Origin of the sequence: Micromonospora foliorum (assembly GCF_022229015.1) — a bacterium.
GTDB lineage: Bacteria > Actinomycetota > Actinomycetes > Mycobacteriales > Micromonosporaceae > Micromonospora > Micromonospora foliorum.
Genome location: NZ_JAKKFF010000018.1, coordinates 1 through 24,939, shown reverse-complemented (window position 1 = coordinate 24,939; position 24,939 = coordinate 1). Strand labels below are relative to the sequence as shown.

The window sequence follows — 24,939 nt, the reverse complement described above, 5'->3', positions numbered from 1 at the left end:
CGCGACCTGCAGCAGCGCGCCCACCCAGGCGTCGGCGACGGTCGCGCCGGGCGCCCCGAACGCGGCGGCGGTGACCACCAGCGCGCCCAGCCCGGTGCCGACCGACAGCGGCGCGGGGATGTGGCGCTGGGAGACCTGCACGACGGCGGCGTAGCCGAGGGTCACGCAGACCGCCAGGAAGCTGGCCGCCAGGACCGGGACGGTCACCTCGCGCAGGCTCGCCGGGGTCGGGGTCGGGTCACTGGGCATGGTGGCCGCCACGAACGCGGCCACCGCCCCGGGCAGCGCGAACGCGGCGCCACCGGCGGCCCAGGCGGTGACCGTGTCGGAGGCGGCCGAGGCGATCCGGATCCGGGGCGCCAGCGCGACAAGCGTGCCGGCCAGGAACAGGGTGATCAGGACCGCGGCCGTGAGGGCGGGGCTGGACAGGCTTGCACCCGCGCCGAACAGACCGACCACGGCCGCCCCGATGGCGTGTGCCACCGCCGCCCGGTCGGTGCGGGCGGAGAGCCCGATGACCCCGATGGCGATCGCGGTGAGCACCATCGGCCAGGGTGCCGCCGCCCAGCCGAGACCGAACGAGGCCGGGACGGCGAGCGCGGTCAGCGCCGCTCCGGCGACGGCGAACTCTCGGCGGATCTCGGTGGGCAGGGCCAGCACCGCCGCGATGGTGAGCAGGAACGCGGCACCCGCGAGCTGCCAGGTGGTCGGCCCGACCGCGGCGGCCAACTCGCCCGGGTACCGGCTGAGGTCGGGGTCCCAGGCGGGCAGTGCCGCCCGGACCGGTGCCACCCCGGCGCGTAGCGCGCCGCCGGCGACCACCAGACCGCTGACGGTCAGCGCCACCGCGGAGGCGATCTGTGGGCCACGTCGGGCCGCTTCCGGGACCGCGCGCACCGCCAGCCCGGTCACCGTGATGACCGCCGCGATCAGCAGCAGCGCCCGGCCGGGAAGTGCCACCGAGGCGATGCGGCTGAGCGCGCCGATCACGGCCAGGGTGACGATGCCGGCCGCGACGTCGGGCAGCGGCGGGCGACGCAGCACCAGCGCGCCGGCCAGCCCGATCACGGCGGCCAGCAGCAGCACCACCCCGGCGCCGGTCGCGGTCGGCACGGTCTGTGCCCGCAGCAGGGCGGTGACCGCGTACGCCAGCGAGACGGCGACCGCCAGAGCGTGCAGCAGCCAGGTCAGCTCACGCAGGCCGGGCACCGGGCGGGTCGGCCGGGGATCGGCGGAGCCGGCGCTGGCGTCGATCAGCTCGGCGGCCTCCTCCGGGTCGCCCTCCGGCCGGCTCTCGGCGTCGCGTTGGCGGGGCGCCGACGGCGCGCCCGGCGTTGGCAGGTCCTGCCGGACGGGCCGTTCGACTGTCACTCCGGAGCGGGCCAGGCCGAGGTTGACGAGGGCGACCAGGGCCAGCACCAGCGCCCAGCCGCCCGGACCGGTGATCCGGTCGTACGCCAGCAGAGGCAGCACCGGCTGCGCGGCGAGCACGGTGGCGAAGCGGGGCGCGCGCAGACCCGTCCAACCGGCGTACCCGAAGGAGACGGCGGCGGTGACCGCGAAGATCACCCCGGCGAAGACCGTGCCGGAGCCGCCGCCGGTGCCGATCCGGTCCACCGCCCAGAGGGCGTTGCCGGCGAGCGGCACCAGCAGCAGGCCGACCGCGGCGATGGTCTCGGCGGTCGAGGTGAGCCCGCGCCGGGCCAGTGCCGGCGGGGCGAGCAGCATCAGCACGGTGGCCAGGAGCAGGATGCCGAGCCGGGCCAGCGCGTCCATCGAGCTGGTGGCCACCGCGGCGAAGACCACCGCGGCCACCGCGAGCAGCAGCGCGCCCAGCCCGAGGGGGATGTTCTGCACCTCGCGCGAGGACGCCTCCGGCGGGTGCTCCGGGTCGTCCGCGTCCAGCCAGCTGGCCCGGGGCGGGGGCGGCGGCGGGTCCTCCGGGGCGGGCGGGGTGCCCTGGCGGGGCACCCGGGGTGGCGCTCCCATGGTGGCGTTCGGTGGCCGTCGGCCGGGGCGGCGGCGGAGCACCCGGCGTGGCCGGGTGGCCTGCTTGATCCGCTCCTCGCCCGCGTGGGCGAGGATGTCCCGCTGGAAGAGCGCGGCCTGCATCTTGGCGGCGATCTGCCGCTGTTCGCGCGCGATGGCGGCGTCGCGCGCCTTCATCTCCGCGATCGAACGCTCAATGTCGGCCAAGTGCTCGACCCACTGTGGTTGATCTGCCCCACAGTGCGGGCATCGAACGGCCGGCTTGATTTCCCGGCCGCACGAGGAGCATTGAAAGGTCGCCACGACACCCCTCCACCCGCACTGTGGACTCCCACTGTCGCAGCATGCCCAAAGCTGGCGCGGATTTCGACTCTTGTCGGCGGGTCTCCGGCAAACAACGACACCGGCCGGCCATCGAGATGCTCGATGACCGGCCGGTGGGCGTCGGTTTCGTCAGGGGCGACCCATGCCCCGGTACTCCCAGCCCGCCTGGGTCCACAGTGCCGGGTCGAGGCAGTTGCGGCCGTCGACGACCTTGCGGCCCTTGACCAGCTCGCCGAGGGCGACCGGGTCGGCGTTGCGGAAGTCGGCCCACTCGGTGAGGACGCAGACCAGGTCGGCGTCGCTGACCGCCTCGTTGATGCTGCTCTCGTAGGTCAGCTCGGGAACCGCGCGGCGGGCGTTCTCGGTGCCCTGCGGGTCGTACACGTGCACGTCGGCGCCGGCCTTCTGCAACAGCGCGGCGACGGCGAGCGCCGGGGCGTCGCGGACGTCGTCGGTGTTGGGCTTGAAGGTGGCACCGAGCACGGCGATCCGGGTGCCGGAGAAGTCCGGGCCGGCCGGGCCGGAGCGGCGGCCGAGCAGGTCCGCGGCGAGTTGGAGCACCCGGGTACGCCGGCGCAGGTTGATCAGGTCGACCTCGTGCAGGAAGCGCAGCGCCTCGCCGGCCCCCAGCTCCTGGGCGCGGGCCTGGAAGGCCCGGATGTCCTTGGGCAGGCAGGCGCCTCCGAAGCCGAGGCCGGCCTGGAGGAACCGGTTGCCGATCCGGGGGTCGTAGCCGATCGCGCGGGCCAGCTGGGTGACGTCGCCACCGGAGGCCTCGCAGACCTCGGCCATCGCGTTGATGAAGGAGATCTTGGTGGCCAGGAAGGCGTTCGCGGCGACCTTGACCAGCTCGGCGGTGGAGAAGTCGGTGACCACCAGGGGCACCTCGCGGTCCTCCGTGGCGGCCAGGTCGAACACACCCTTGTGCGCGGCGTAGAGCATGCCGTTGGCCCACTCGCTCTTGACGCCGACCACGATCCGGTTGGGTCGCAGGACGTCGTCGACGGCGAAGCCCTCCTGGAGGAACTCGGGGCTCCACGCCACCTCGACGTCCAGGTCGTGGGGGGTGTGCTTGCCGACGAGCTGCTCGACCCACTCGGCGGTGCCGACCGGCACGGTGGACTTGCCGACGATCAACGCCTTGCGGGTCAGGTGCTGCGCGAGGCTGGTGACCGACGCCTCGACGTACGACAGGTCGGCGCCCATGCCGTCGGCGCGCTGGGGGGTGCCGACGCAGATGAAGTGCACGTCACCGAACTCGGCGGTCTCGGCGATGTCGGTGCTGAACCGGAGGCGGCCGGCGGCGAGGTTGCGCCGGAGCAGCTCGTCCAGGCCGGGCTCGTGGATCGGCACCTGACCGGCGTTCAGCATCGCGATCTTGTCGGCGTCGACGTCGAACCCGAGTACCTCGTAGCCCAGTTCGGCGTAGCAGATGGCGTACGTCGCACCGAGGTAACCAGTCCCCAGGAACGTCACCCGCGGCCGGGGTGCGCCTGAGGGCGGTGTCACCGCGGCGATGGCGGGGGTCGGCTGGATGGTGGGGTAGGGGATCGTCACGCCTGTCTTCTCCGCTCGCACTGGCGTCGCGTCGTCGCGTCGCATTCTGCTGCGGCGCCTGGGCGGGGCACCGGAGGGGTGGCTCACTGTCTCGGTCTCCATCATCGCCCAGCGCGTTAGGTGCACCATCTTGCCCATACCTACGCGCCGGTAACATCACCTGAACTGCAGTCGTTAGTCTTCAGTCTGCGCGGTCGGCGGTCAGGAGTCGTCACAGACTGCGCATGATAGTGGTGAAGGGGAGGGCCGAGATGGCCGCAGGGGAGTCGTTCGACGTCTACCGGTTGCCCGAGGAGCACCAGGCGATCCGGGAAGCGGTGCGTGAGGTCTGCGCCGCCAAGGTGGCTCCGCACGCCGCCGAGGCCGACGAGGCCGGGGAGTTCCCCAAGGCGTCCTACGACGCGCTGCGCGCGGCCGACTTCCACGCACCGCACATCCCCGAGGAGTACGGCGGCGCGGGCGCGGACGCGCTGGCCACCGCCATCGTGATCGAGGAGGTGGCCCGCGCCTGCGCGTCCTCCTCGCTGATCCCGGCGGTGAACAAACTCGGCACGATGCCACTGCTTCTGTCCGGTTCCGCCGACCTGAAGAGTCGCTACCTGACGCCGGTCGCGGCCGGTGACGCGATGTTCTCGTACTGCCTCTCCGAGCCGGAGGCGGGCAGCGACGCGGCGTCGATGACCACCAGGGCGGTACGTGACGGGGATCACTGGGTGCTCAACGGTGTGAAGCGCTGGATCACGAACGCCGGCGTGTCCGAGTTCTACACCGTCTTCGCCGTCACCGACCCGGCCGCCCGGTCCCGGGGCATCTCGGCCTTCGTGGTCGAGAAGTCCGACGCCGGGGTGAGCTTCGGCGCGCCGGAGAAGAAGCTCGGCATCAAGGGCTCGCCCACCCGCGAGGTCTACCTCGACAACGTGCGCATCCCGGCCGACCGGATGATCGGCGCGGAGGGCACCGGCTTCGCGACCGCGATGACGACCCTGGATCACACCCGGGTCACCATCGCCGCGCAGGCCGTCGGGATCGCGCAGGGCGCGCTCGACTACGCCAAGGGGTACGTGGCCGAGCGTCGGCAGTTCGGCAAGGCGGTCGCCGAGTTCCAGGGGATCCAGTTCATGCTCGCCGACATGGGCATGAAGCTGGAGGCGGCCCGGCAGCTCACGTACGCGGCTGCCGGCAAGTCGGAGCGTGGCGACGCGGATCTCACCTACTTCGGCGCGGCGGCGAAGTGCTTCGCCTCCGACGCCGCCATGGAGATCACCACCGACGCGGTGCAGCTGCTCGGTGGCTACGGCTACACGCGGGACTACCCGGTCGAGCGGATGATGCGGGATGCCAAGATCACTCAGATCTACGAGGGCACCAACCAGGTGCAGCGGATCGTGATGGCGCGGCAGCTCCTGAAGGGCTGATTCGGGCTTTTTAGCAGCTCAGAGCCGGTGGGGTAGGGCCTACCCCACCGGCCATCTTCCCGCTCACCGGCTGTCGTCCGGACAGGCGACTTCATACGGTCACAGGACAGTCACCGAACACTTTCCTGTCCGTTCCGGAGGTTGCCTCGTGAGTCACTCCATCAAGGACCCGCCCGTCGAGAATCGAGCGTCGTCCGGGACGCTGCCCCGGATCGTCGACGTCGACGCGTTGCGCGCCGCGGCGCTGCTGCTCATCCTGGTCGTCAACATCGCCTTCTTCGCCTCCGGCTATCCCTTCCAGCTGGTTCCGGATCCCGCGCACGACTCGTGGGGCGACCAGGTGGTCCTGTGGCTGGTCGAGCTGCTCTTCGCGATGAAGGCGTACCTGCTCTTCTCCTTCCTGTTCGGCTACAGCTTCACGCTTCAGCTCGATTCCGCCGCGCGGCGCGGCGTCGACGTCGTCCCACGGTTCCGGCGACGGCTGGCCGGGCTCTTCGTGCTCGGCATCCTGCACGCGGTGCTGCTGTTCCAGGGCGACATCCTGACCACGTACGCGTTGCTCGGTCTGGTCCTGCTCGCCATGCGGGGAGTCCGCGTCGGGACCGCGCTGCGCGTCGCCGTACTGCTGACCGGCGGTATCGGCTTCGTCCTCGCGCTCGCCGCCACGAGCGGGACCGAGCTGGTCACCGATCCGGCGACCGCGCTGGCGGCGGGGCAGCGGTCCACCGAGGCACTACAGGGTGGGATCGGCTCACTGGTCACCGAGCACGTACGCCAGCTGCCGGCGATGGTCGGCACGCTCCTCGTGCAGGGGCCGCTCGCCCTCTCGGCCTTCCTCTTCGGTTACGCGGCCGGGCGGCGCCGGCTGCTCACCGACGTCGCCGGGAACCGGCAGCTCCTGCGCCGGGTGCAGCAGCTGGGCTATCCGATCGGCCTGGCCGGTGCGGTGATCTTCGCATCGGGCGGGGGCACCGCCAACCTGACCGGGCTGACGGCGGGCGTGCTCACCGCGCCGCTGCTCGCCGCCGCGTACGCCGCCACCCTGCTCCAGTTCTTCCAGACCGACCGGGGGCGGCGGGTCGTCGCCGTACTCGCGCCGGCCGGCCGGATGTCCCTGTCGAACTACCTGGGCCAGTCGCTGCTCTGCGTGCTGGTCTTCACCGGCGTCGGGTTGGGCCTCGCCGGTGCCGTCGCGCCTCCGGTCGTCGTCCTCATCGCGGTCGCGATCTACTGTGTGCAGCTCGCCGCGAGCGCGGCGTGGATGGCCCGCTTCCGGTACGGGCCGTTGGAGTGGCTGTTGCGGGCGTGGACCGAGCAGCGGTGGCCACGGCTGCGGGCCGGGAACCCGGCATAGTCGGCAGTGAACGTCGCTGGACGGCACGTCCGGGCGGGTTCCGGAGCACCGGAGCGTCCGTCACCGGTCGGGGGCGGTCTCGCTCACCGGCCGCACGGGGCAACCCCGCAGGGCGTACGCGAGGAGACCGGTCACCGCCAGGATCGCGGCGCAGGCGGTGGCGGCGGTGGTGCCGACGGGTTGGATCGGCCAGCCGGCGACCTGCATCTTCAGGTCCCGGCTGGGCCCCATCATCGGCAGGACGGCGATGAGGGTCCAGGTCAGCGGGGCGATCCAGGCCAGGGCGGCTCCCAGCAGGGTGGCGCCGAGCGCGGTGAGCCCGAGCAGCCCAGCGGTGTTGCGCAACACCAGGGCGAACGGCTCGTAACGCGTGTCGGTGATCATGCTGAGGGACAGCAGCGCGGTGATCGCGGCGGAGGCGAGCAGCAGGTGCCCGCCGCGGCGGAGCGGCCAGTTGACCGCCATGGTGTGGTCGAGGGCGTCGTCGGCACCGGTGAGGGTGGTGCCGACCGCGACCACCGCCAGCATGATGGCGAGGCTGGCCGTCCGGGCGTTGATGGTCGGCGAGTCGGTGTAGGCCAGCGACAGCGCCCACGCCAGCGCGATCAGGGCGGTCCCGGTGGCGGTGGCGAGGGGGACCCGGCGGGAGCGCAGGTGGAGCTGAAGCCACCTCATGGCCGATCCTTCGACATGATCGCCACCAGCTCATCGTCCTGGCAGGCCAGTACGCCCTCGCGTGCCGTTGCCATCCGACGTCGTTGCTCGGCCTCCGGCAGGCTCACCAGCGCCTCGTACGCACTCTCCAGCAGCGCCATCTCCTCGGGTGCCCATCTCGGCTGCGGGGCCGGTGGCCGACCGGTCAGCCAGGCGGCGGCGACCATCCGGGCTCGGTACACGTCGCCCAGAACCGGCTGGTCGCCGCACTCCTGCTGCCAGGCGGCCTCCAGCAGGGACGGCAGGAAGTAGTCGCCGGACAGGTCGGCCCGCCCGAGGCGGTTGATCGTGGGAGTGTCGAAGACGATCGTGTCGGCGGCGTGCCGGGCCGGTGCCGTGTCCGGGTCCGGCCGCGCCCAGAAGGTGACCTGTTGGGTCTGCACCGCCCGGACCGGTGCGTCGGGCAGCTTCGCCGCCATCATTCCGAGCGCCTGGCGGACGGGGCCGACGACGTCGGGCAGCAGCCCGGCGTGCACTCGCCGCACGCAGACCTGCGGGCCGTCGTTGTCGCAGACCAGCTCGATGGCGACCGGGTCGACGACTGCCGCACCGCGGGCTCCGCCGACGGGCAGGAGCGGTAGGGCGACCGCGACGCCGAGCACCGCGGGGAGCACGGCGAACGCGATGGCGCGGCGACGGACCGCGCCGAGCAGCAGCAGGCCGGTCGCGGCGAGGGACACCAGCCACAGCGCCTGGAGCAGGCTGACCCGCGTCATGATCGTCTGGAAGTCGTCCAGGCCGTTGATCGTCGGTAGGAGCAACATCGCTGCCGGTTCCGGCCGGAACTGCGCGATCTCCGCGCCGGTGTCCGGTGCCATGGCCAACTCCGGAGCCAGCCCCACCAGGACGAACCCGACCACCGCGAGGACCGGTGCGGTGATCACGCGGGGTACGGCACGGCCGGCGGCCATACCCAGCCAACCCGCGGCGATCAGCGCCGGAACGCCGACCGCGGTGACGACGATCGACGCGCTCGGGAAGTATCCCGACGTCGGCACCACCCATCCGGCCGCGACCACAGAGACCAGGACGTACGCGGTCACCACCGAGACGGCGAGAGCGCCGGCGGTCGGAGCGACGCGCTGCCACCGCGGCCGGACGGTGCTGGCGAACAACTCGTCGACCCGGTTGCGCGCGTCGCGCCGGCCCATCAACGCCCCACCGGCCAGCGCGAGTGGCAGCAGCACGATCAGCATCGACCGGGCGAGCACCGCCAGCTGCATCCACCGCCCCGCGAAGAACTGGGTGGACGACAGCAGCAACGCCGCGCCGCTCACCAGTGCCAACAGGCCGATGCCCAACGCCGCCGAGCGACGCAGCTCGATGCGGAAGATGCGTGCCGTCATGCCGACACCCGCCCCCGGTGAGCGCGCAGCAGCGACGAGTATCCGCGTTCGATGGCGCTGTCCCCGGCGTCGCCGGTGCCACCCTGCTCGATGAGCTGCCCGGTGGTGCCCTGCCACACCAACCGGCCCTCGCTGAGCAGCACCACGTCGGAGCAGGCCACCGCGACGTCCTCGACCAGGTGGGTGGAGACGAGTACGCAGCTGTCCAGGCCGATCTCCCGCAGCAGCTCGCGGAAGTCGAGGCGCTGCTCCGGGTCCAGACCGACCGTCGGCTCGTCGAGCAGCAGCACCGCCGGGTCGTTGACGATCGCCTGGGCGATGCCGGCGCGGCGCAGCATCCCGCCGGACAGCGTCCTCATCCGGGAGTCGGCCCGGTCCGCCAGGCCCACCCGTTCCACGGCCCGCTGCACCGCGCCGGGGATGACCGCCTTCGGCATCTCCTTGAGCCAGGCGATGTACTCGACGAACTCCCGGACTGTGAAGCGGGGGTAGAAGCCGAAGTGCTGCGGCAGGTAACCCAGGCCGCGGCGTACCTGGCGCAGGTCGGCGTTGCCGGTGACCTCGCCGCCGAGCAGGGTCAGCCGTCCACCGGTCGGCTTCAGCACCGTGGCCAGGGCTCGCATCAACGTCGTCTTTCCGGCGCCGTTGGGGCCGAGCAGCCCGTGCACACCGGTGCCCAACCTCAGGTCGAGCTCGTTGACCGCGAGGTGTCGGCCGGCCCGGACCTGCAACTTCTCGGCGTGCACCGCCCACCCACAGGTGGACGGCGCGGTCTCCGCCACGCTGACCGTACGCATCATGATCTCTCCATTCGGCCCTGGCTCGATGTCGTCATCGGTGCAGAAGGTTCTGGTGCGGGTCGTGCGGCCGTCTCCGGGCCTGGATGAGCGCGACGGCCGTCAACGCCACGGTGGTGATCGCCCACCCCGGCAGGCTGCCGCCCGCGAGGATCGCCGGGAGTCGCCCGTCGGCGAGGCTCGGTACGACCACACCGGCGGACCAGACGCCGCCCAACGCGAGCGCGGCACGGTCGACCCCCACCACCGCGCCCAGCGCCAACGCGCCGGCGGTGAACCCCAGGACGGGCAGCAACCAGAGCCCGGGGGAGTGCCCGGTGACCCAGCCCGCCACCGCCAGCACCGGTATGACCGCCGACAGCACCCCCAACGTGCGGCGCATCAGCAGCGGCAGGCCGGTACGGGGCATGGTGGCCGTCAGCTCCCAGGCGGGGTCGAGGCGCCGACTCCAGACCGCGGCCACCGGCAGCAGCGGCGCCACCGGCGCGATCAGCAGCACCAGCGACGGCAGGCTGTCGAACGTCCACTCGAACAGGGCCGCGGCCAGCATCAGCCCGGTGGCGGTGACCAGCCAGGGCAGGACCCGGGCGGCGACCCCGGTACGCCGCAGCCGGTGTCGGCGTACCGGACCTGGGCCGGTGGCGATTCCGGCGGCGATCCCGTCCGCCACCCGGTCCAGCAGGTCCTGCGTGCCCGGGTCGACGGCGTCAGTCAGCACCGCCCGGCAGGCGGCGCAGGTTTCCAGGTGCGCCTCGACCGCCCAGATGGTCGTGTCGTCGATGTCGGCACCGCCGGAGGCGTACTGGGAGATGAGGGTGGGCGTCGGGTGAGTGGTCATGACAGCGCCTCCCGGAGGGCGATTCGGGCCCGTCGGGCACGCGTTTTCACGGTCCCCTCCGGCATGCCGAGCAGCAGTGCGGTCTCCCGCGCGGTCAACCCGTCGAGGACCATCGAGCGCAGCACCTGACGGAGTTCCGCCGGTAGCTCGTGCAGGGCCCGCTCCAGGTTGGCGTCCATCCCGCCGGCCAGCGCCTCGTCCTCGGCTGCCGGGGCCACCGCCTCGAAGGTCCGCACCGACGGGATGCGCTCCCGTCGGGCCCGGTGGCGGAACGCGTCGATCAGCCGGTGGGCGGCGATCGTCCACAACCAACCCACCGCGCTGCCGGAGGTGGAGGACTGCGCCTGGCTGCCGGCCGACCGCCAGACCGCCAGGTACGTCTCCTGCAGCACCTCGGCCACCACGTCCTCGTCGGCGCAGCGCCGGCGCAGTCGCGCGGTCAACCAGGGGGAGGTACGCCGGTACAGCGCGTCGAACGCCCGGCGGTCGCCCCGAGCGACGCGGCGAAGGAGTTCGCCCTCGTCGAGCCCGTCCAGACTTCGTTTCACACCAGGCAAGACGACGCGTACCCCGGCCCCGGTTCTGATTTCGTTGTGACGGTGGTCACAGGACTGCGGCCGGACGGGGCGGGGTGACTCCCCACACACCGGGAACGTCACACGCCGCCGAGGTGTTGCCGAGCGAGAGAATCACCCTCGGATGATCGCCCCACCCGGCCACCCCCGCCACGACCCCTGCCTCGTCACGTCCACGTTGCCCACCGACGGGCACCCACACCGTGCCGCAGCGTCCCCGCGGTCCCGGTGCCGCCCCGCGCCGCCGCGCGTGACGACGCACCCGCAGAGAGATCGAGATGATGAAGCAGTTGGTGGAGAAGACCGGACCCGATCCCGCCGTCGCGAAAGAGGTGCTGCCCGGCGACCTGATGACCAACCGTCAGCGGGCGCAGATCGTCCTCGTGCTCGGCGCGTTGATCGCGATCGGCCCGTTGACCATCGACATGTACCTGCCCGCGCTGCCCGCCATCACGGCGGGCCTGCAGACCACCGAGACGGCGGTGCAGTTGACGCTGACCGGCACGCTGGTCGGCCTCGCGTTGGGCCAGTTGCTGATCGGGCCGCTCTCCGACGTGGTCGGGCGGCGGGTGCCGTTGCTGGCCGGGTTGGCCGCGCACGTCGTGGCCTCCGTGCTGTGCGTCTTCGCACCCAACATCGCGGTGCTCGGTGGGCTGCGCGTACTCCAGGGGCTCGGTGTCGCGGCCGCCACCGTGGTCGCGACGGCCGTGGTCCGCGACCTGTTCAGCGGGGCCTCCTTCGCCCGGATCTTCTCCCGGCTGATGCTCGTCATGGGCCTGGCGCCCATCCTCGCGCCGACGCTGGGCAGCGGCCTGCTGAGCTGGACCGACTGGCGGGGCGTCTTCGCGGCGCTGGCGGTGCTGGGCGCGCTGCTGATCGTCGTGGCCGCGTTCCGGCTCCCGGAGACCCTTCCGGTGGCGCGTCGGCGGCACGGCGGGGTGAGCGCCACCCTGCGCGACTACCGGGGATTGGTCAACGACCGGGCGTTCGTCGGCCTGGTGCTGGTCGCCGGGCTCGCGATGGCGGCCCTGTTCGCGTACGTCTCGGGCTCGTCGTTCGTGCTCCAGCAGGAGTACGGCCTCGACGAGCAGCAGTTCGGCATCGCCTTCGGGGCCGGCGCGGTCGGCCTGATCGGGGCCACCCAGTTCAACGTGCGGCTGCTGCGCCGCTACACCCCGCAGCAGATCCTGGTCAGCGCCCTGATCGCCGGAACGGCGGCCGGCCTGCTGCTGGTCATGTTCGCGGCGACCGGCTTCGGTGGCCTGGGCACCCTGCTCGCGTCACTGTGGCTGGTCCTGGCCGCCGCCGGCCTCGCCCTGCCGAACGCGCCGGCACTGGCCATGAGCCGGCACAGTGAGGCCGCCGGCACCGCCGCGGCGCTGCTCGGCGCGGTGCAGTTCGGCATCGGTGCGTTGTCCGCGCCACTGGCCGGCCTGTTCGGCACCGGGAGCGTACCGATGGCGATCGTCATCGCGGGCGGCATGGCCGCCGCGCTGATCGTCATGCTCCTCGTCGTTCCCCGCGCCAGCCTCGGCACGGTCGACCCGGACCTGGCGGTCGCCCTGCACTAGCCCGGAAGGGACGAAAGGGGCGGGCCGGTCTCCCGGCCCGCCCCGACGATCAGCGGATCTCGGTGGTGTCCTCGGGGCGCGGCTGACCGCGCGGCGGGGCGGACCAGGGTGATTCGCCACCCACCCGGCGGGGCAGCGGTTCGGTCGATGTCGACTCGGCCGGGTAACCCAGAGTGAGGGGCGCGCCTTCGCGCTCGGCGGGCGCGGGGGCCGGCCAGTCGGTCAACGTGAAGTCGTCGCTGTGCGGGCCTCCGTCCGACGCGGGGGTGGGTGCCGTGGTCGGTTCGGTCGCCGGGCTCGGCCACTGCCGCCAACGCTGTTGGCTGAAGGTCGCCATCAACAGCAGTAGGCCGATCAGGAAGAGCGTCCCGTTCTCCACGGGCAGCCGCAGCGGCAACGGGTCGCCGAACACCTTCCACTCGTGCGGGATCGCGTTGCGCACCGAGAAGGGCGCCACGAACATCCCGATGTACGGGGTGACCAGCAGCGCCCCGGCCACCAACGGGCCCAGCGGCGAGAAGCGCAGCGTGCCGAGCAGGCCCAGCAGGACACCGCCGACACCGAGGTACACGGCCGGCTCGATCAGGTTGGCGGTGTTGAAGGTGCCGGTCTCCACCCAGCGGTCGACCGTCCGGCTCGACCCGTCCTGCCCCAGTGTGACCAGCACCCAGGTGATGGGCGCCACCACCAGCCCGGCGAGGAAGCTCCAGAGATGTCGCATCCGCGCACCGTACCGTTTTCGACATGACTGAGCACCTCTCCGCCGCTCCGATCGGCAAACCGACGTCGTACTCGCGCGTCACTCTCAGCAAGATCATGACCGCGGTGGACGTCAACCTCTACGGCACCGTGCACGGCGGGGTTCTGATGAAGTTCGTCGACGACGTGGCCGGGGCCGCCGCCGCCCGACACAGCGGCGGAACCGCGGTGACCGCGGCGATCGACGAGATCGTCTTCTCCGAGGCGGTCCGGGTCGGCGACCTCGTGCACGCGCACGCCCAGGTCAACTGGACCGGCCAGACCTCGATGGAGGTGGGCGTGCGGGTGGTCGCCGAGCGGTGGGACTCGGCCGAGGACGCGCCGGTCCGGGTGGCCACCGCGTACCTGGTGTTCGTCGGTGTGGACGTGGGTGGGGCGCCGCGGGCGGTCCGCCCGGTGCTGCCGGAGACGGCAGAGGACGAGCGCCGGTACAAGGAGGCGGAGATCCGCCGAGCACACCGGCTCGCCCGCCGCCGCGCCATCCAGGCCCACCGCGCTGGCTGACCCACATGAGATGGCGGGGTGGAGTGTGGGACGGGCACGCGTCGGTCGGCCGACCCGGTGCGCAGAATGGCGCTTCGAGGTAGGGCAAGATGGCGCCACGGCCCAGTCACAGTGTCGTGTCGGGCCAGGGGGAGGGTGGAGCAGTGGGTGACATGCTGTGGGCGCCGCCGGCGGACGTACGCGAGCGGTCCCGGATCGGCGCCTACCTGCGCTGGCTGCGGGAGCACCGCGGGTTGGACTTCGCCGACTACGACGCGCTGTGGCGCTGGTCCACCACCGACCTGGACGGGTTCTGGCGCTCGATCTGGGACCACTTCGAGGTGATCGCGCACACTCCGCCGACCGCCACCCTGGCCGAGCGGCGGATGCCCGGCGCCCGTTGGTTCCCCGACGCCACGCTCAACTACGCCGAGAACGTGTTGCGGATGCCCGGGCGGGCCGACGACGACCCGGTGGTGATCTCCCACGGGCAGACCCGAGCGCCGGTCACGCTGACCGCCGCGGAGCTGCGCGAGCAGGTCCGCCGGGTGTCGGCCGGGCTGCGCCGGCTCGGCGTCACCGCCGGTGACCGGGTGGCGGCGTACGCCCCGAACATCGCCGAGACGTACGTCCTGCTGCTGGCCACCGCCAGCCTGGGCGCGATCTTCTCGTCCTGCGCGCCGGAGTTCGGCACCCGTAGTGTCACCGACCGCTGGCTGCAGATCGAACCGACCGTGCTGGTCGCTGTGGACGGCTACCGGTACGGCGACAAGCCGGTGGACCGGCGTGCCGAGGTCGCCGCGATCCGGGCCGCCCTGCCGTCGCTGCGCCACACCGTCAGCATCGGCTACCTCGACCCGACCGGCCCCGTGCCGGAGGGCGCGCTGGGCTGGGCCGAGCTGGCCGCGCCCACCGACGAGGCGTTGACGTTCACGCCGGTGCCGTTCGACCACCCGCTCTACGTGCTCTACTCCTCGGGCACCACCGGGCTGCCGAAGCCGATCGTGCACGGCCACGGCGGCATCCTGCTGGAGCACCTGAAGATGCTCGCCCTGCACCACGACCTGGGCCCGGCCGACCGGTTCTTCTGGTTCACCACCACCGGCTGGATGATGTGGAACTTCCTGGTCTCCGGCCCGGCGGTGGGCGCGACTATCGTGCTCTTCGACGGCAACCCCGGGGTCCGGGCGGAGCCCGGCCAGCCGGCTGAGCCCGACCTCGGCGGGCTGTGGCGGCTGGCGGCGGAGACCGGCACCACGTACTTCGGCACCTCCGCGCCGTACCTGTTGGCCTGCCGCAAGGCCGGGTTGGTCCCCCGGGACGTCGCCGACCTGTCGGCGCTGCGCGGCGTGGGCTCCACCGGTGCGCCGCTGCCCGCCGAGGGCTTCCGCTGGGTGTACGAGACCATCGGCGACCACCTCCAGCTCCAGTCGCTCTCCGGCGGCACCGACGTGTGCACCGGCTTCGTCGGTGGGGTGCCGCTGCTGCCGGTGTACGCCGGTGAGATCGCCTGTCGGGCGTTGGGCGCCAAGGTGGAGGCCCGTTCCGCCGACGGCACGCCGGTCATCGGCGAACTGGGCGAGCTGGTGATCACCGAACCGATGCCGAGCATGCCGGTGGGCTTCTGGAACGACCCGGACGGCACCCGCTACGCCGAGGCGTACTTCGACGTCTACCCGGGCGTCTGGCGGCACGGTGACTGGATCACCATCAACGAGCGGGGTGGCTGCGTGATCACCGGGCGCTCCGACGCCACCCTCAACCGGGGTGGGGTACGACTCGGCACCGCCGAGTTCTACTCCGTGGTGGAAGGGCTCGACGAGGTGCTCGACTCGGTCGTCGTCCACCTGGAGGACGACGAGGGCGGTGCCGGTGAGCTGCTGCTCTTCGTGGTGCTGGCCGAGGGCCTGGAGTTGGACGACCCGATGCGCGCGAAGATCTGCCGCGAACTGCGCACGGCGCTCTCACCCCGGCACGTGCCCGACGAGATCCACCAGGTGCGTTCGGTGCCCCGCACCCTCTCGGCGAAGAAGCTGGAGGTGCCGGTCAAGAAGATCCTCACCGGCACCCCGGTAGACCAGGCCGCGGCCAAGGGTGCCCTGGTCAACCCGGAGTCCCTGACCGCCTTCGCCGCCCTCGCCCAACGCCGAGCCACCGACAGCACCCCCGCCTGACAGCACTGCGTAGCGGCTCGCGCGTGCCCGGCCCGCCCTCCGCTCGCGTCGATCATGGAGTTGTGGTGCCCCACAGAACGGGCAGCGGCGCATCAACTACCCACCACGACTCCATGATCGACCCCAAGCCCAACCGGGTGCGGCGGGCCGGTCACTAGAGGGTGTGGGTGACCTTTTCGGTGGCCTGGCGGCTGGACATTCGGGCCGGGTCGAGGTTGGCGCAGAGGACCACCGTGGCGGCTCGGGTCAGCGGGGCCAGCAGCCAGTCGACCGGGTCGGGGTGCCGCGCGGCGTCGATGAGGACCCGCGCGCCGGGCTCGATGCCAAGCTCGGTGGCGCGGGCCTCGGCGCGGCCCAGCAGGTGCGCGTCGGTGGGGCCCGGACCTGATTGCGGCGTGAAGTGGTCGCCGTGGCCGCGTACCTCGACGACGTAGTCGGCGAACCCGGGCGGCACCTGCCGTAGTGGGGCGGCGAGCGGGGCCAGCCCGAGGGCGTACCGCTCGTCGGCGGACCAGGACTGCGCCTCGTCGAACCGGTCGGCGGCGGCGAAGAGCACGCCCACGTCGCCTGGTGTGTCGACCACGCTCAACTTGGCCGACCAGCAGCCCAGCAGCACCGCCGCGGTCTGCCAGTGTGGCGGCAGCAGCACCCCGGCCGGGGTGCCCGGCGCGAGGCCGACCTCGTCGACCAGAAGGTTGGCGGTCTTCGCCACCCAGTTCGCCAGGGTGACGCCGGAGAGTTCGGTGCGGTCGCCGGTGGCGTCGTCGTACCAGGTGAGCAGCGGTCGGGTCGGGTCGGTCGCGATCGCGTCGGCGAACACCCGGGCAATGTTGTCGGCCATCGGCGCGAACGATACGCCCCTGCGGGCCGTACTCGATGACGACGACAAGTCGGCGTACCGTCGGGTCGCAGTCAGCGTCGCCCCCGCGCCCCGGCGTAGGCTTGACCCCCGGAGTGTTGTTCCCCACAGACCCGCCATTACAAGGAGTCGCCCCGTGACCGCCGGTCGCCCGCCCCGCGTGCTCATCGACGCCACGAGTGTCCCCGCCGACCGTGGTGGTGTCGGTCGATACGTTGACGGTCTGCTCGGTGCCCTCGGCAAGGTGTGCGGGTCGGGGGTGGAGCTGGCGGTGGTCAGTCTCCGCACCGATCTGGAGCGTTACACCCGCATGCTGCCCGGCGCGGAGATCATCCCCGCCCCGGCCGCCGTGGCGCACCGCCCGGCCCGGCTCGCCTGGGAGCAGACCGGCCTGCCGCTGCTGGCCCAGCAGGTGGGCGCGCAGGTGCTGCACTCGCCCTTCTACACCTGCCCGCTGCGGGCCGGGTGTCCGGTCACGGTCACCGTGCACGACGCGACGTTCTTCACCGAGCCGGAGCATTACGACAAGTCCCGCCGCACGTTCTTCCGCAGCGCCATCAAGACCTCGATGCGCCGCGCCAACCGCGTGATCGTGCCCAGCAAGGCCACCCGCGACGAGCTGATCCGGCTGCTCGACGCCGACCCGACGCGGATCGACGTGGCCTACCACGGTGTCGACCAGGCTGCCTTCCACGCCCCGAGCGAGGAGGAGAAGGCCCGCGTACGCGCACGTCTGGGGCTGGGCAACAGCAGCTACGTCGCCTTCCTCGGCGCCAAGGAGCCACGCAAGAACGTGCCCAACCTGATCCGTGGGTGGGCGCGGGCGGTGGCTGACCGGGTCGACCCGCCGGCCCTGGTGATCGCCGGTGGGCAGGGGCACGACGAGGACATCGACCGGGCGGTGGCCGAGGTTCCGTCGCACCTGCGTCTGCTGCGCCCTGGCTACCTGCGCTACGCCGACCTGCCGGGTTTCCTCGGCGGCGCCCTGGTCGCCGCGTACCCGTCCTACGGCGAGGGGTTCGGGCTGCCGATCCTGGAGGCGATGGCGTGCGCAGCCCCGGTGCTGACCACCCCCCGGCTCTCGCTGCCCGAGGTGGGCGGCGACGCCGTCGCGTACACCTCGGAGGACCCGGAGCAGATCGCCACCGACCTGGCCGCCCTGCTCGACGACGAGCAGCGGCGGTTGTCGCTGGCGAAGGCGGGGTTCGACCGGGCCAAGGAGTTCACCTGGGAGTCCAGTGCCGAGGTGCACATCGCCGCCTGGAGTCGCGCCCGCTCCTGATCATCCGCGCCGCTGCCGGTGACCCGTGCCACTTCGGGCCGGTACGTCGGGCATGATGTGCGGATGCTCTATGCGGTCATTCCGGCAGGTGGCAGCGGCACGAGGTTGTGGCCGTTGTCCCGCGCTGGCCATCCCAAGTTCCTCCACCCGCTGACCGGCACCAGCGCCTCGCTGCTCCAGGCGACCGTGGAACGGCTCGCGCCGCTGACCACACCGGATCGGACCCTTGTGGTCACCGGTGCCGCGCACGTCACGGCGGTGGCGCGGCAGCTCACCGTGCTGCCGGAGGAGAACATCCTGGTCGAGCCCTCTCCCCGGGACTCCTGCGCGGCGATCGCGTTGGCCGCCGCGGTGATCGCGGCGCGCGACCCGGACGCGGTGATGGGCAGCTTCGCGGCCGACCACCTGATCCGCGACCCGGACAGCTGGGTCTGCACCGTGCAGGAGGCGGTGCGCGGGGCCGAGCAGGGCATGCTGATGACCGTCGGCATCACCCCGACTCGCCCGGAGACCGGCTACGGCTACCTGGAGACCGGCGATCCGACCGAGGGTGTGCCGTGGCGACCGGTGGCCGAGTTCAAGGAGAAGCCGGCCGCCGAGGTCGCCGAGGCGTACGTCCACTCGGGCCGGCACCTGTGGAACGCGAGCATGTTCGTGTGGCGGGTGGACGTCTTCCTCGCCGAGCTGGCCCGCCAGCAGCCGGCGCTGCACGCCGGCGTCGCCGCGATCGCCGCCGCCTGGGGCACGCCGGAGCAGGACGAGGTCCTGGGCGCGATCTGGCCGACCCTGCCGAAGATCTCCGTCGACTACGCGGTGATGGAGGGCGCGGCGACGGCGGGCCGAGTCGCGACGGTGCCGGGCGACTTCGGCTGGAACGACGTCGGTGACTTCCACACCCTGGGCGACGTGCTGCCGGCCGACGAGGCGAACAACGTGGTGCTCGGCACGGACGCCAAGCCGGGCGTGCTGCTGCGGGACAGCAGCAACCTCGTCGTCGTGCCGCAGTCGGGTCGGTTGGTGGCCGTCCTCGGCCTACACGACCTGATCGTGGTGGACACCCCGGACGCGGTGCTGGTCTGCCCGCGCGACCGGGCGCAGGACGTCAAGACCCTGGTCGACGAGCTCAAGGAGCGAGGCGAAGAGGGCTACGTCTGAGGGCCGCGAGGGCCGGTGCGACCAGTTGCACGGTCCCACCGGCCAGCGGCTCGGGCAGCTCGTCCGGTGGGAACCAGCCCAGCGCCTCGGCCTCGTCGCTGACCTGCTCCACCGCCGAGGGCGGGGCGAGCACGGCGAACCGGACGTCGTGGTGCGCCGAACCGCCCTGACACTGCACCTGGTGCACGTCCACGTCGATCGGCACCGGGTCGATACGCAGGCCGGCGATCCCGGACTCCTCGGTGGCCTCGCGGAGCGCGGCGGCGACCAGGGTCGGGTCGGTCGGCTCGCAGTGCCCGCCGAGCTGCACCCAACGCCCGAACTTGCCGTGCAGGCAGAGCAGCACCCGGGAGCCGGTGGAGTCCAGCACCAGCGCGCTGGCGGTGACGTGCCCCGGGCGGTGCTGCCGGCTCATCGAGACCGGGCCGGCGGCGAGCAGCGCGAGGGTCCGGTCCCGCGCGCTGGCCGCGTCCGGGCTGGTCGGCTGCCACCCCTCCAGCAACGCGGTGGCGTCGGCGTGCAGCGCCGCGTACGTCTCGGGGTCGGTCGGCTGGGCGGTCGGGCCGGTGATCACGGTGTCGGGCACCCCGCCACTGTACGAGCGCGTGCTCCGTACGCTGGCGCGGTGACCCTGCGACTCGTCGAATTCGTGGTGGCCGGTAACGAGGCCAGCGATCTCCTGCCGGTGCGGTCGGCGGCGCTGCTGCGCGCGTACGGCGCCCGGCGGGGCTTCTGGACGGTGCTGGACGAGGGGCCGGTGGAGCGCTGCCTCGCGCTGCTGCTGGAGCGGGAGGACGGCCAGTGGACGGCCCGGCACGTGCGGGCGGATGCCGGTGTGGAGAACGGGCGGACCGAGGATGGTGAGGCGCTCGCCCACCACGACGGCTGGGTGTACGTCTTCGGCTCCCACTTCGGGTCGAAGGCTGGCCCGCTGCGACCTCGGCGCGCCTTCGTGGCCCGGTTCCGCGAGGACGACGCGGCGGCCGGGTCGGTGCCGGTGCACGTGGTGCGCAACTCGTTCCGACTGCACCGGGCGGTGAACGACGCCCTCGCCGCGTCGCCGTTGACCCTCCTGCCGGCGGGGGAGCGGGTGCGCGAACGGTTCATCGTGGAGACGCTGGCGCGGGGGACCGTCCGGGAGAAGAGCTGGGTGAGCCGGCTGGCCCCGGACGACCTGCCGTTGAACGTGGAGGCGGCGGCCTTCACCCCGGCCGGGACGGTGCTGCTCGGGCTGCGTTTCCCGGTCACCGACGCCGGCGAGCCGATCCTGGTCGAGGTGGCCGGTGTGCCGGGCATGTTCACGGCCGACCCGGCGTGGCCGCGGGCTCTGGGGGCGTACGTGTTGACCGGGGTGACCCCGCCGGGGCAGCTGACCGGCTTCCGTGCGATCACCCCGACGGCGGACGGTGGGTACGCGGCCGTGGTCGGCTCGATCGACGCGCTGGGCAAGGGGTCGGTCCTGCTCGACGACCATCCGGGTGGGGGTGAGGTCACCTCCCGGCACGTCCGCTTCCGGTTTTCCGGTGCCGAGGCGGGCGACTCGCCCCGGCTCGTCGGGGAGGAGGTGGCGGACCTGGCGCCGTTTCACCACGTCGAGGGGGTGGCCGAGCTGGACGGGCGGCCGTTCTACGTCACGGACGAGGACCACCGGGTCGCGCTCTGGGTCGGTTGAGCCGGTGCGGGGGCGGGATGACCGGACGGCACCTCTGCGGAGCAAGGGCCGCAGACCCTCGTGGTGCCGTCCGATCACCGGGGCCTCCCCGGTCCCGGTGCCTTCGGCAGCGCGGGCGTCGAGGACGCGCGGCGCCGTGTTCGGGCATTGGAAGCATGCCGAACCGGCCCCGGAGGCGTCGAGGTTTTTCAGTCCAGGCTTAAAGATGGAGATTACTGCCGGCCAGGTAGAGTCGAACGGTCATCCGGCATCCCCCTGCCGGCGACACGGGAGCGCTCCATGCTGAAGATCCACTTTTCTGGGGAGGACATCCTCCGGACCCGGGTGGCGCCGGCGGCGGACCCGGTCTGGGAGCTGGTCCTCAGCCTGCACGTGCTGCGCGGCCGCACCCGCGATCCGCTGACGGCCAACTGGCGGCGCAGCGTGGCCCGGGATCTGCGCCAGGACGCCGCCTCCGAGCAGCTCCGTCTGCTCTTCGCGTTGAACCCGCCGCGTGGCTACTTTCCCGACTTCCTCACCCCGTACGCCAGCGTCGAGGGCTTCGAGGCCGGGCTGGACGCGCTCCGCCGTACGCCCGCCGAGCTGCTGCACCGGGACCTGAGCGTGCTGGCCGCCGAGAATCAGCTGCCCTCCTCGGCCGCCGCGCTGGCCCGGGGCGAGATGTCGGCGCTGCACCACCTGGCCGAGTCGATGGAGCAGTACCGGTCGCTGGCGATCAGCCCGTACTGGAGCCGGATCCAGGCCGCGGTGGCGGCGGACCGCGCGCGGCGGGCGCGGGCGCTGCTCGACGGCGGTGTCGAGGGCCTGCTCACCAGCCTCCGGCCGGCGATGCGCTGGGAGAACGGGGTGCTGGAGGTCCGCAGCTACCCGCACAGCCGGGAGCTGCACCTGGACGGCCGTGGGCTGCTGCTCGTGCCGTCGTTCTTCTGCGCGGCCACCCCGGTCGCACTGCTCGACCCGGCGCTGCCACCGGTGCTGGTCTACCCGGTGGACCGGCTGGGCGGGCTGGTGGCGGCCGACGCCGGCGGTGCGTCCGCGTCCGGTGCTGCCCGCGACTCACTCGCCGCGCTGCTGGGCCGCACCAGGGCGGCGGTGTTGCAGGCCAGCGACGAGGGCTGCACCACCGGCGAGGTCGCCCGCCAGCTCAACATCTCACCGGCTGCGGCGAGCCAGCACGCCACCGTGCTGCGCAACGCTGGCCTGCTGGTCAGCCACCGCGAACGCAACAGCGTGCTGCACACGCTGACCCCGCTGGGCCGGGCCATGCTGGACGCGTGACCCGGCCGTTCCGGAGAGGGCGAGCGAGGCGGTCGCCGGGCTAGAGGGCGAGGGCGGCGCTCGCCGGGCTGCCGGGCGGCGGCGGCAACAGGGTCGACCCGATGCCCTCGGCGGCCAGGGCGACGCGCAGTCGGTGCAGGTCGGCGCCGAAGCGGACCAGACCGATCGGCTCGACGGGCGTCGGGGCCGAGCCGAGCAGCAGGGCGGCGCCGTCCGGCCACCCGGGCATCTCGGCGACCAGACCGGCGCGTACCTCGGCCTCGTCGACAAGGGTGAAGACCGTGCCGGGGGCGACCACGCCGGCGACCGCGTCGATCGCCCGCCGTACCGCGGTCAGGTCGGCCGGCGTCGGGCCGGGACCGTCGGCCAGGGTGGCGGCGTCGGACAGCCCGGCGGCGCGGGCCTCGGCGGTACCGAGCGAGAACAGGTCCTGTGCCGCGTCGCGGATCAGCGCCCGCGCGCCACCGGCGTCGTCCGAGTCGGTGGCGGGCAGGTAACCCCGCACCACCGCGACGGGGACCTGGTCGCACTTGCCCTTGATCAGCTCGCCGGCGCCCGCCAGCTCGTCCACCACGGCCATCTGGGTCAACTGCAACTCGTTGCCGTACGGGTCGACCTCGCCCCGGTGGTCGCGGATGGCCGGCATCCCGGCCACGCCGAGCGCCACGTCGGTGAGCCCGTTGCGCCAGGGCCGGCCCATCGTGTCGCTGATGATCACGGCAAGGTCCAGGTCGTAGCGCTCCCGCAGCGCGTCCCGCAGAGCCCGCGCCGAGGCGTCCGGATCGACCGGCAGCAGCACCAGTTGGGTCTTGTCCACGTTCGACGCGTCGATCCCCGCCGAGGCCATCACGAAGCCGTGATGGGTCTGCACGATCCGGGTCGCACCCCGGCTGGCGACCACCCGGGCGGTCTCACCGGCCAGGACGTCGTCCCGTGCGGCCAGCCGTTCCGGCCCGTCCGCCGGCACGTCGACCAGCCGCCCCTCCGCCTTGGAAACGATCTTGCTGGTCACCACCAGCACGTCGCCGTTACGCAGCCACGGCGCGGCGGTCGCGATCACCGCGGCCAGGTCGTCGCCCTCGGTCACGTGGCCGATGCCGAGCACCGGCAGAATCTCCAGCCTCACGTCAACTCCACCGCGGCGCGGACCATGGCCGCCGTCGCCGCCTCGTCGGTCATCCGCAGCGGCACCGCGCGGACCGTCACCTCGGGCACCACCGTGCCCGCGTCCTCCTCGGCCACCAACCAACCGTCGAGCAGGCCACCGCTCGCCCGGCCGCCGTAGAGCCGACCCACCCCCGCCGCGCTGCACTCCGCACCGAGCACCGCCAGACAACGGTCGGCCATCCCCCGCACCGGCGCGCCGCCGATGATCGGGGAGACACCCACCACCGGTGCCGGGCCGTCCACCACGGCCTCACGCAGCCCCGGTACGGCCAGCACCGGCGCGACGCTCACCACCGGGTTGCTCGGCGCGACAAGCACCAGATCGGCCGAGGCGATCGCGTCCAGCACCCCGGGTGCCGGCTTCGCCGTCTCCGCGCCAACGAACACGAAACGGTGCGTGGCGATGTCGGCCCGGTACCGCACCCACCACTCCTGGAAGTGGATCGCCCGCTGACCCTGGTCGTCCTCCACCACGGCATGGGTCTCCAGGCGGTCGTCCGTCGCCGGCAACAGGCGTACGCCCGGCTCCCAACGGCTGGCCAGCGCCTCGGTGACCGCGCTCAACGGGTAACCGCCGTTGAGCATGGTGCTGCGGACCAGGTGGGTGGCGATGTCCTTGTCGCCGAGGCCGAACCAGGTCGGCTGTGCCCCGTACGCGGCCAGCTCCTGCTTGACCGTCCAGCTCTCGCCGACCCGACCCCAGCCCCGCTCCGGGTCGGCGCCCCCACCGAGCGTGTACATCACGCTGTCCAGGTCGGGGCAGATCTTCAACCCGTGTAACCACAGGTCGTCGCCGACGTTGACCACGGCGGTCACCTCCGCGCCGACGTCACGGGCGTACGCCCGGACGCCGAGCAGGAACCGGGCGCCGCCGATGCCGCCGGCCAGAACCACGATGCGCATGTCGACCATCCTCGCGCACGTGACGCCTCCGATCCGTGGGTGGCCCGCGAGACTAGGCTCACGTGCACCCTGTCCGTTCATGCCCCGAGGGGGAACTCGTGACCAGCCCCGCCGAGCCCGCGTCCTCCGACGCGACGCAGGCCCGCCAGCTGACCAAGCCACTACGGGAGCTCGCCGCGCTCGCGCTGCTTGGTGCCAACGCCGTGTTCCTCTTCGTGGGCCTGCTCCGGTTCATCGTCCCGAACGACTACAGCTCCTTCACCGACCGCGCGGGCAGTGCCTTCTACGCGTTCGTCGGGGTGGAGGCGGTGGGTCTCCCGCTGCTGGCGGTGCTGCTGGCCACGCACATCTCACCGGTGGTGGCGAAGGCGAAGCTGATCACGCAGGCGGCTCTCATCGAGTACGCGGTCAGCGCCGTGTTCGGCACGCTGACCATGCTGATCTGGACGGTGGGCCGGCTGGCCGAGGCCGAGGTGCTCGACGCGCTGCTCGGCGTGCTAGCCCGGTTCGCCTGGATGGTGATCTTCGCGATTGCCGCCTGGGTGGTCTACACCATCTGGCGCGCCCACTACTACGTACCGCGGCCCAAGCCCCAGCCCGGTGTCTACGGCCAGCCGCAGCCAGGCTGGCCGCAGCAGCAGGGCGGTTGGCCGGCCCCGGGCCAGCCCGGCGGCCAGCCGCAGGGTGGATGGCCCGCCCCCGGCCAGCCGGGCGGCTACCCGCAGGC

20 protein-coding genes and 2 pseudogenes are annotated in these 24,939 nt (G+C 72.7%); 10 read left to right on the top strand and 12 right to left on the bottom strand.

Features of this window, described 5'->3' with window-relative positions; translation table 11 throughout:
* Positions 1–2,292: pseudogene (locus tag PSH25_RS01930) on the bottom strand (SCO7613 C-terminal domain-containing membrane protein); the annotation flags it as partial.
* Between the two features lie 150 nt (positions 2,293–2,442).
* Positions 2,443–3,870 carry a UDP-glucose dehydrogenase family protein gene (locus tag PSH25_RS01925; RefSeq protein ID WP_238657298.1) on the bottom strand — a complete coding sequence of 476 codons (1,428 nt, stop codon included), beginning with the start codon at positions 3,868–3,870 and terminating at the stop codon, positions 2,443–2,445.
* A gap of 251 nt (positions 3,871–4,121) precedes the next feature.
* Between PSH25_RS01925 and PSH25_RS01920 the strand changes: the two genes are divergently transcribed.
* Together PSH25_RS01920 and PSH25_RS01915 are read left to right on the top strand one after the other, a co-directional pair.
* A complete protein-coding gene (locus PSH25_RS01920; RefSeq protein ID WP_238657297.1) occupies positions 4,122–5,285 on the top strand; it encodes an acyl-CoA dehydrogenase family protein in 1,164 nt (387 codons plus the stop codon).
* A 148-nt stretch (positions 5,286–5,433) separates the two neighbouring features.
* Positions 5,434–6,639 carry a DUF418 domain-containing protein gene (locus tag PSH25_RS01915; RefSeq protein WP_238657296.1) on the top strand — a complete coding sequence of 402 codons (1,206 nt, stop codon included), beginning with the start codon at positions 5,434–5,436 and terminating at the stop codon, positions 6,637–6,639.
* A 60-nt stretch (positions 6,640–6,699) separates the two neighbouring features.
* On the opposite strand, the gene PSH25_RS01910 is transcribed toward PSH25_RS01915, so the two are convergent.
* From PSH25_RS01910 to PSH25_RS01890, 5 genes are read right to left on the bottom strand one after another with little or no spacing between them, the layout of a single operon-like run.
* Positions 6,700–7,314 (bottom strand): hypothetical protein, encoded by a 615-nt coding sequence (locus PSH25_RS01910; RefSeq protein WP_238657295.1) that lies wholly within the window; start codon positions 7,312–7,314, stop codon positions 6,700–6,702.
* On the bottom strand, positions 7,311–8,699 hold the full coding sequence (locus PSH25_RS01905; RefSeq protein WP_238657294.1) for a hypothetical protein: 1,389 nt from the start codon (positions 8,697–8,699) through the stop codon (positions 7,311–7,313). The genes PSH25_RS01910 and PSH25_RS01905 overlap by 4 nt, the downstream gene beginning before the upstream one ends.
* Positions 8,696–9,496, bottom strand: coding sequence for an ABC transporter ATP-binding protein (locus PSH25_RS01900; RefSeq protein WP_238657299.1), 801 nt, complete (start codon positions 9,494–9,496; stop codon positions 8,696–8,698). Before PSH25_RS01900 ends, PSH25_RS01905 begins: the two co-directional genes overlap by 4 nt.
* Before the next feature lie 34 nt (positions 9,497–9,530).
* On the bottom strand, positions 9,531–10,334 hold the full coding sequence (locus PSH25_RS01895) for a zf-HC2 domain-containing protein (RefSeq protein WP_238657293.1): 804 nt from the start codon (positions 10,332–10,334) through the stop codon (positions 9,531–9,533).
* Complete coding sequence (locus PSH25_RS01890) at positions 10,331–10,882, bottom strand: RNA polymerase sigma factor (RefSeq protein WP_238657292.1); 552 nt, start codon at positions 10,880–10,882, stop codon at positions 10,331–10,333. Before PSH25_RS01890 ends, PSH25_RS01895 begins: the two co-directional genes overlap by 4 nt.
* A 305-nt stretch (positions 10,883–11,187) precedes the next feature.
* Here PSH25_RS01890 and PSH25_RS01885 point away from each other — a divergent pair, with 305 nt between their 5' ends.
* Positions 11,188–12,480, top strand: coding sequence for a multidrug effflux MFS transporter (locus tag PSH25_RS01885; RefSeq protein WP_238657291.1), 1,293 nt, complete (start codon positions 11,188–11,190; stop codon positions 12,478–12,480).
* 49 nt (positions 12,481–12,529) lie between these two features.
* Here the strand turns inward: PSH25_RS01885 and PSH25_RS01880 are convergent, their stop codons facing one another.
* Positions 12,530–13,201: a hypothetical protein gene (locus tag PSH25_RS01880; protein ID WP_238657290.1), complete on the bottom strand. Its 672-nt coding sequence runs from the start codon at positions 13,199–13,201 to the stop codon at positions 12,530–12,532.
* Between the two features lie 23 nt (positions 13,202–13,224).
* Here PSH25_RS01880 and PSH25_RS01875 point away from each other — a divergent pair, with 23 nt between their 5' ends.
* Complete coding sequence (locus PSH25_RS01875; protein ID WP_238657289.1) at positions 13,225–13,743, top strand: acyl-CoA thioesterase; 519 nt, start codon at positions 13,225–13,227, stop codon at positions 13,741–13,743.
* A gap of 143 nt (positions 13,744–13,886) precedes the next feature.
* Positions 13,887–15,896, top strand: coding sequence for an acetoacetate--CoA ligase (locus tag PSH25_RS01870; RefSeq protein WP_238657288.1), 2,010 nt, complete (start codon positions 13,887–13,889; stop codon positions 15,894–15,896).
* A gap of 154 nt (positions 15,897–16,050) precedes the next feature.
* Here PSH25_RS01870 and PSH25_RS01865 read toward each other — a convergent pair whose 3' ends face one another.
* Positions 16,051–16,737 (bottom strand): TIGR03089 family protein, encoded by a 687-nt coding sequence (locus PSH25_RS01865; RefSeq protein WP_238657287.1) that lies wholly within the window; start codon positions 16,735–16,737, stop codon positions 16,051–16,053.
* Positions 16,738–16,891: 154 nt separating this feature from the next.
* Between PSH25_RS01865 and PSH25_RS01860 the strand changes: the two genes are divergently transcribed.
* Both PSH25_RS01860 and PSH25_RS01855 read left to right on the top strand, forming a co-directional pair.
* On the top strand, positions 16,892–18,037 hold the full coding sequence (locus PSH25_RS01860; protein WP_238657286.1) for a glycosyltransferase family 4 protein: 1,146 nt from the start codon (positions 16,892–16,894) through the stop codon (positions 18,035–18,037).
* Between the two features lie 63 nt (positions 18,038–18,100).
* Positions 18,101–19,192: a mannose-1-phosphate guanylyltransferase gene (locus PSH25_RS01855; protein WP_238657285.1), complete on the top strand. Its 1,092-nt coding sequence runs from the start codon at positions 18,101–18,103 to the stop codon at positions 19,190–19,192.
* Here PSH25_RS01855 and PSH25_RS01850 read toward each other — a convergent pair.
* Positions 19,161–19,778, bottom strand: coding sequence for an NUDIX hydrolase (locus PSH25_RS01850; protein WP_238657284.1), 618 nt, complete (start codon positions 19,776–19,778; stop codon positions 19,161–19,163). The genes PSH25_RS01855 and PSH25_RS01850 overlap by 32 nt on opposite strands.
* A gap of 39 nt (positions 19,779–19,817) precedes the next feature.
* On the opposite strand from PSH25_RS01850, the gene PSH25_RS01845 reads away from it, so the two are divergent.
* Positions 19,818–20,864, top strand: a complete 1,047-nt coding sequence (locus PSH25_RS01845; RefSeq protein WP_238657283.1) for a DUF4185 domain-containing protein — start codon at positions 19,818–19,820, stop codon at positions 20,862–20,864.
* A gap of 279 nt (positions 20,865–21,143) precedes the next feature.
* The gene (locus tag PSH25_RS01840; protein WP_238657282.1) at positions 21,144–22,142 is read left to right on the top strand and encodes an ArsR/SmtB family transcription factor; all 999 of its coding nucleotides are present in this window, start codon (positions 21,144–21,146) and stop codon (positions 22,140–22,142) included.
* 40 nt (positions 22,143–22,182) lie between these two features.
* Here PSH25_RS01840 and PSH25_RS01835 read toward each other — a convergent pair whose 3' ends face one another.
* Positions 22,183–23,268, bottom strand: coding sequence for a coenzyme F420-0:L-glutamate ligase (locus PSH25_RS01835; RefSeq protein ID WP_238657281.1), 1,086 nt, complete (start codon positions 23,266–23,268; stop codon positions 22,183–22,185).
* Positions 23,265–24,212, bottom strand: a complete 948-nt coding sequence (gene cofD / locus PSH25_RS01830) for a 2-phospho-L-lactate transferase (RefSeq protein WP_238657280.1) — start codon at positions 24,210–24,212, stop codon at positions 23,265–23,267. The genes PSH25_RS01835 and cofD overlap by 4 nt, the downstream gene beginning before the upstream one ends.
* 98 nt (positions 24,213–24,310) lie before the next feature.
* Between cofD and PSH25_RS01825 the strand changes: the two are divergent.
* A pseudogene (locus PSH25_RS01825) lies at positions 24,311–24,939 on the top strand (hypothetical protein); the annotation flags it as partial.

Excerpts from the sequence above, each read along its gene's own strand:
- PSH25_RS01920 (WP_238657297.1), top strand. The coding sequence starts at position 4,122 with ATGGCCGCAGGGGAGTCGTTCGACGTCTACCGGTTGCCCGAGGAGCAC.
- PSH25_RS01910 (WP_238657295.1), bottom strand. The coding sequence starts at position 7,314 with ATGAGGTGGCTTCAGCTCCACCTGCGCTCCCGCCGGGTCCCCCTCGCC.
- PSH25_RS01905 (WP_238657294.1), bottom strand. The coding sequence starts at position 8,699 with ATGACGGCACGCATCTTCCGCATCGAGCTGCGTCGCTCGGCGGCGTTG.
- PSH25_RS01900 (WP_238657299.1), bottom strand. The coding sequence starts at position 9,496 with ATGCGTACGGTCAGCGTGGCGGAGACCGCGCCGTCCACCTGTGGGTGG.
- PSH25_RS01895 (WP_238657293.1), bottom strand. The coding sequence starts at position 10,334 with ATGACCACTCACCCGACGCCCACCCTCATCTCCCAGTACGCCTCCGGC.
- PSH25_RS01885 (WP_238657291.1), top strand. The coding sequence starts at position 11,188 with ATGATGAAGCAGTTGGTGGAGAAGACCGGACCCGATCCCGCCGTCGCG.
- PSH25_RS01880 (WP_238657290.1), bottom strand. The coding sequence starts at position 13,201 with ATGCGACATCTCTGGAGCTTCCTCGCCGGGCTGGTGGTGGCGCCCATC.
- PSH25_RS01875 (WP_238657289.1), top strand. The coding sequence starts at position 13,225 with ATGACTGAGCACCTCTCCGCCGCTCCGATCGGCAAACCGACGTCGTAC.
- PSH25_RS01865 (WP_238657287.1), bottom strand. The coding sequence starts at position 16,737 with ATGGCCGACAACATTGCCCGGGTGTTCGCCGACGCGATCGCGACCGAC.
- PSH25_RS01855 (WP_238657285.1), top strand. The coding sequence starts at position 18,101 with ATGCTCTATGCGGTCATTCCGGCAGGTGGCAGCGGCACGAGGTTGTGG.
- PSH25_RS01840 (WP_238657282.1), top strand. The coding sequence starts at position 21,144 with ATGCTGAAGATCCACTTTTCTGGGGAGGACATCCTCCGGACCCGGGTG.
- cofD (WP_238657280.1), bottom strand. The coding sequence starts at position 24,212 with ATGCGCATCGTGGTTCTGGCCGGCGGCATCGGCGGCGCCCGGTTCCTG.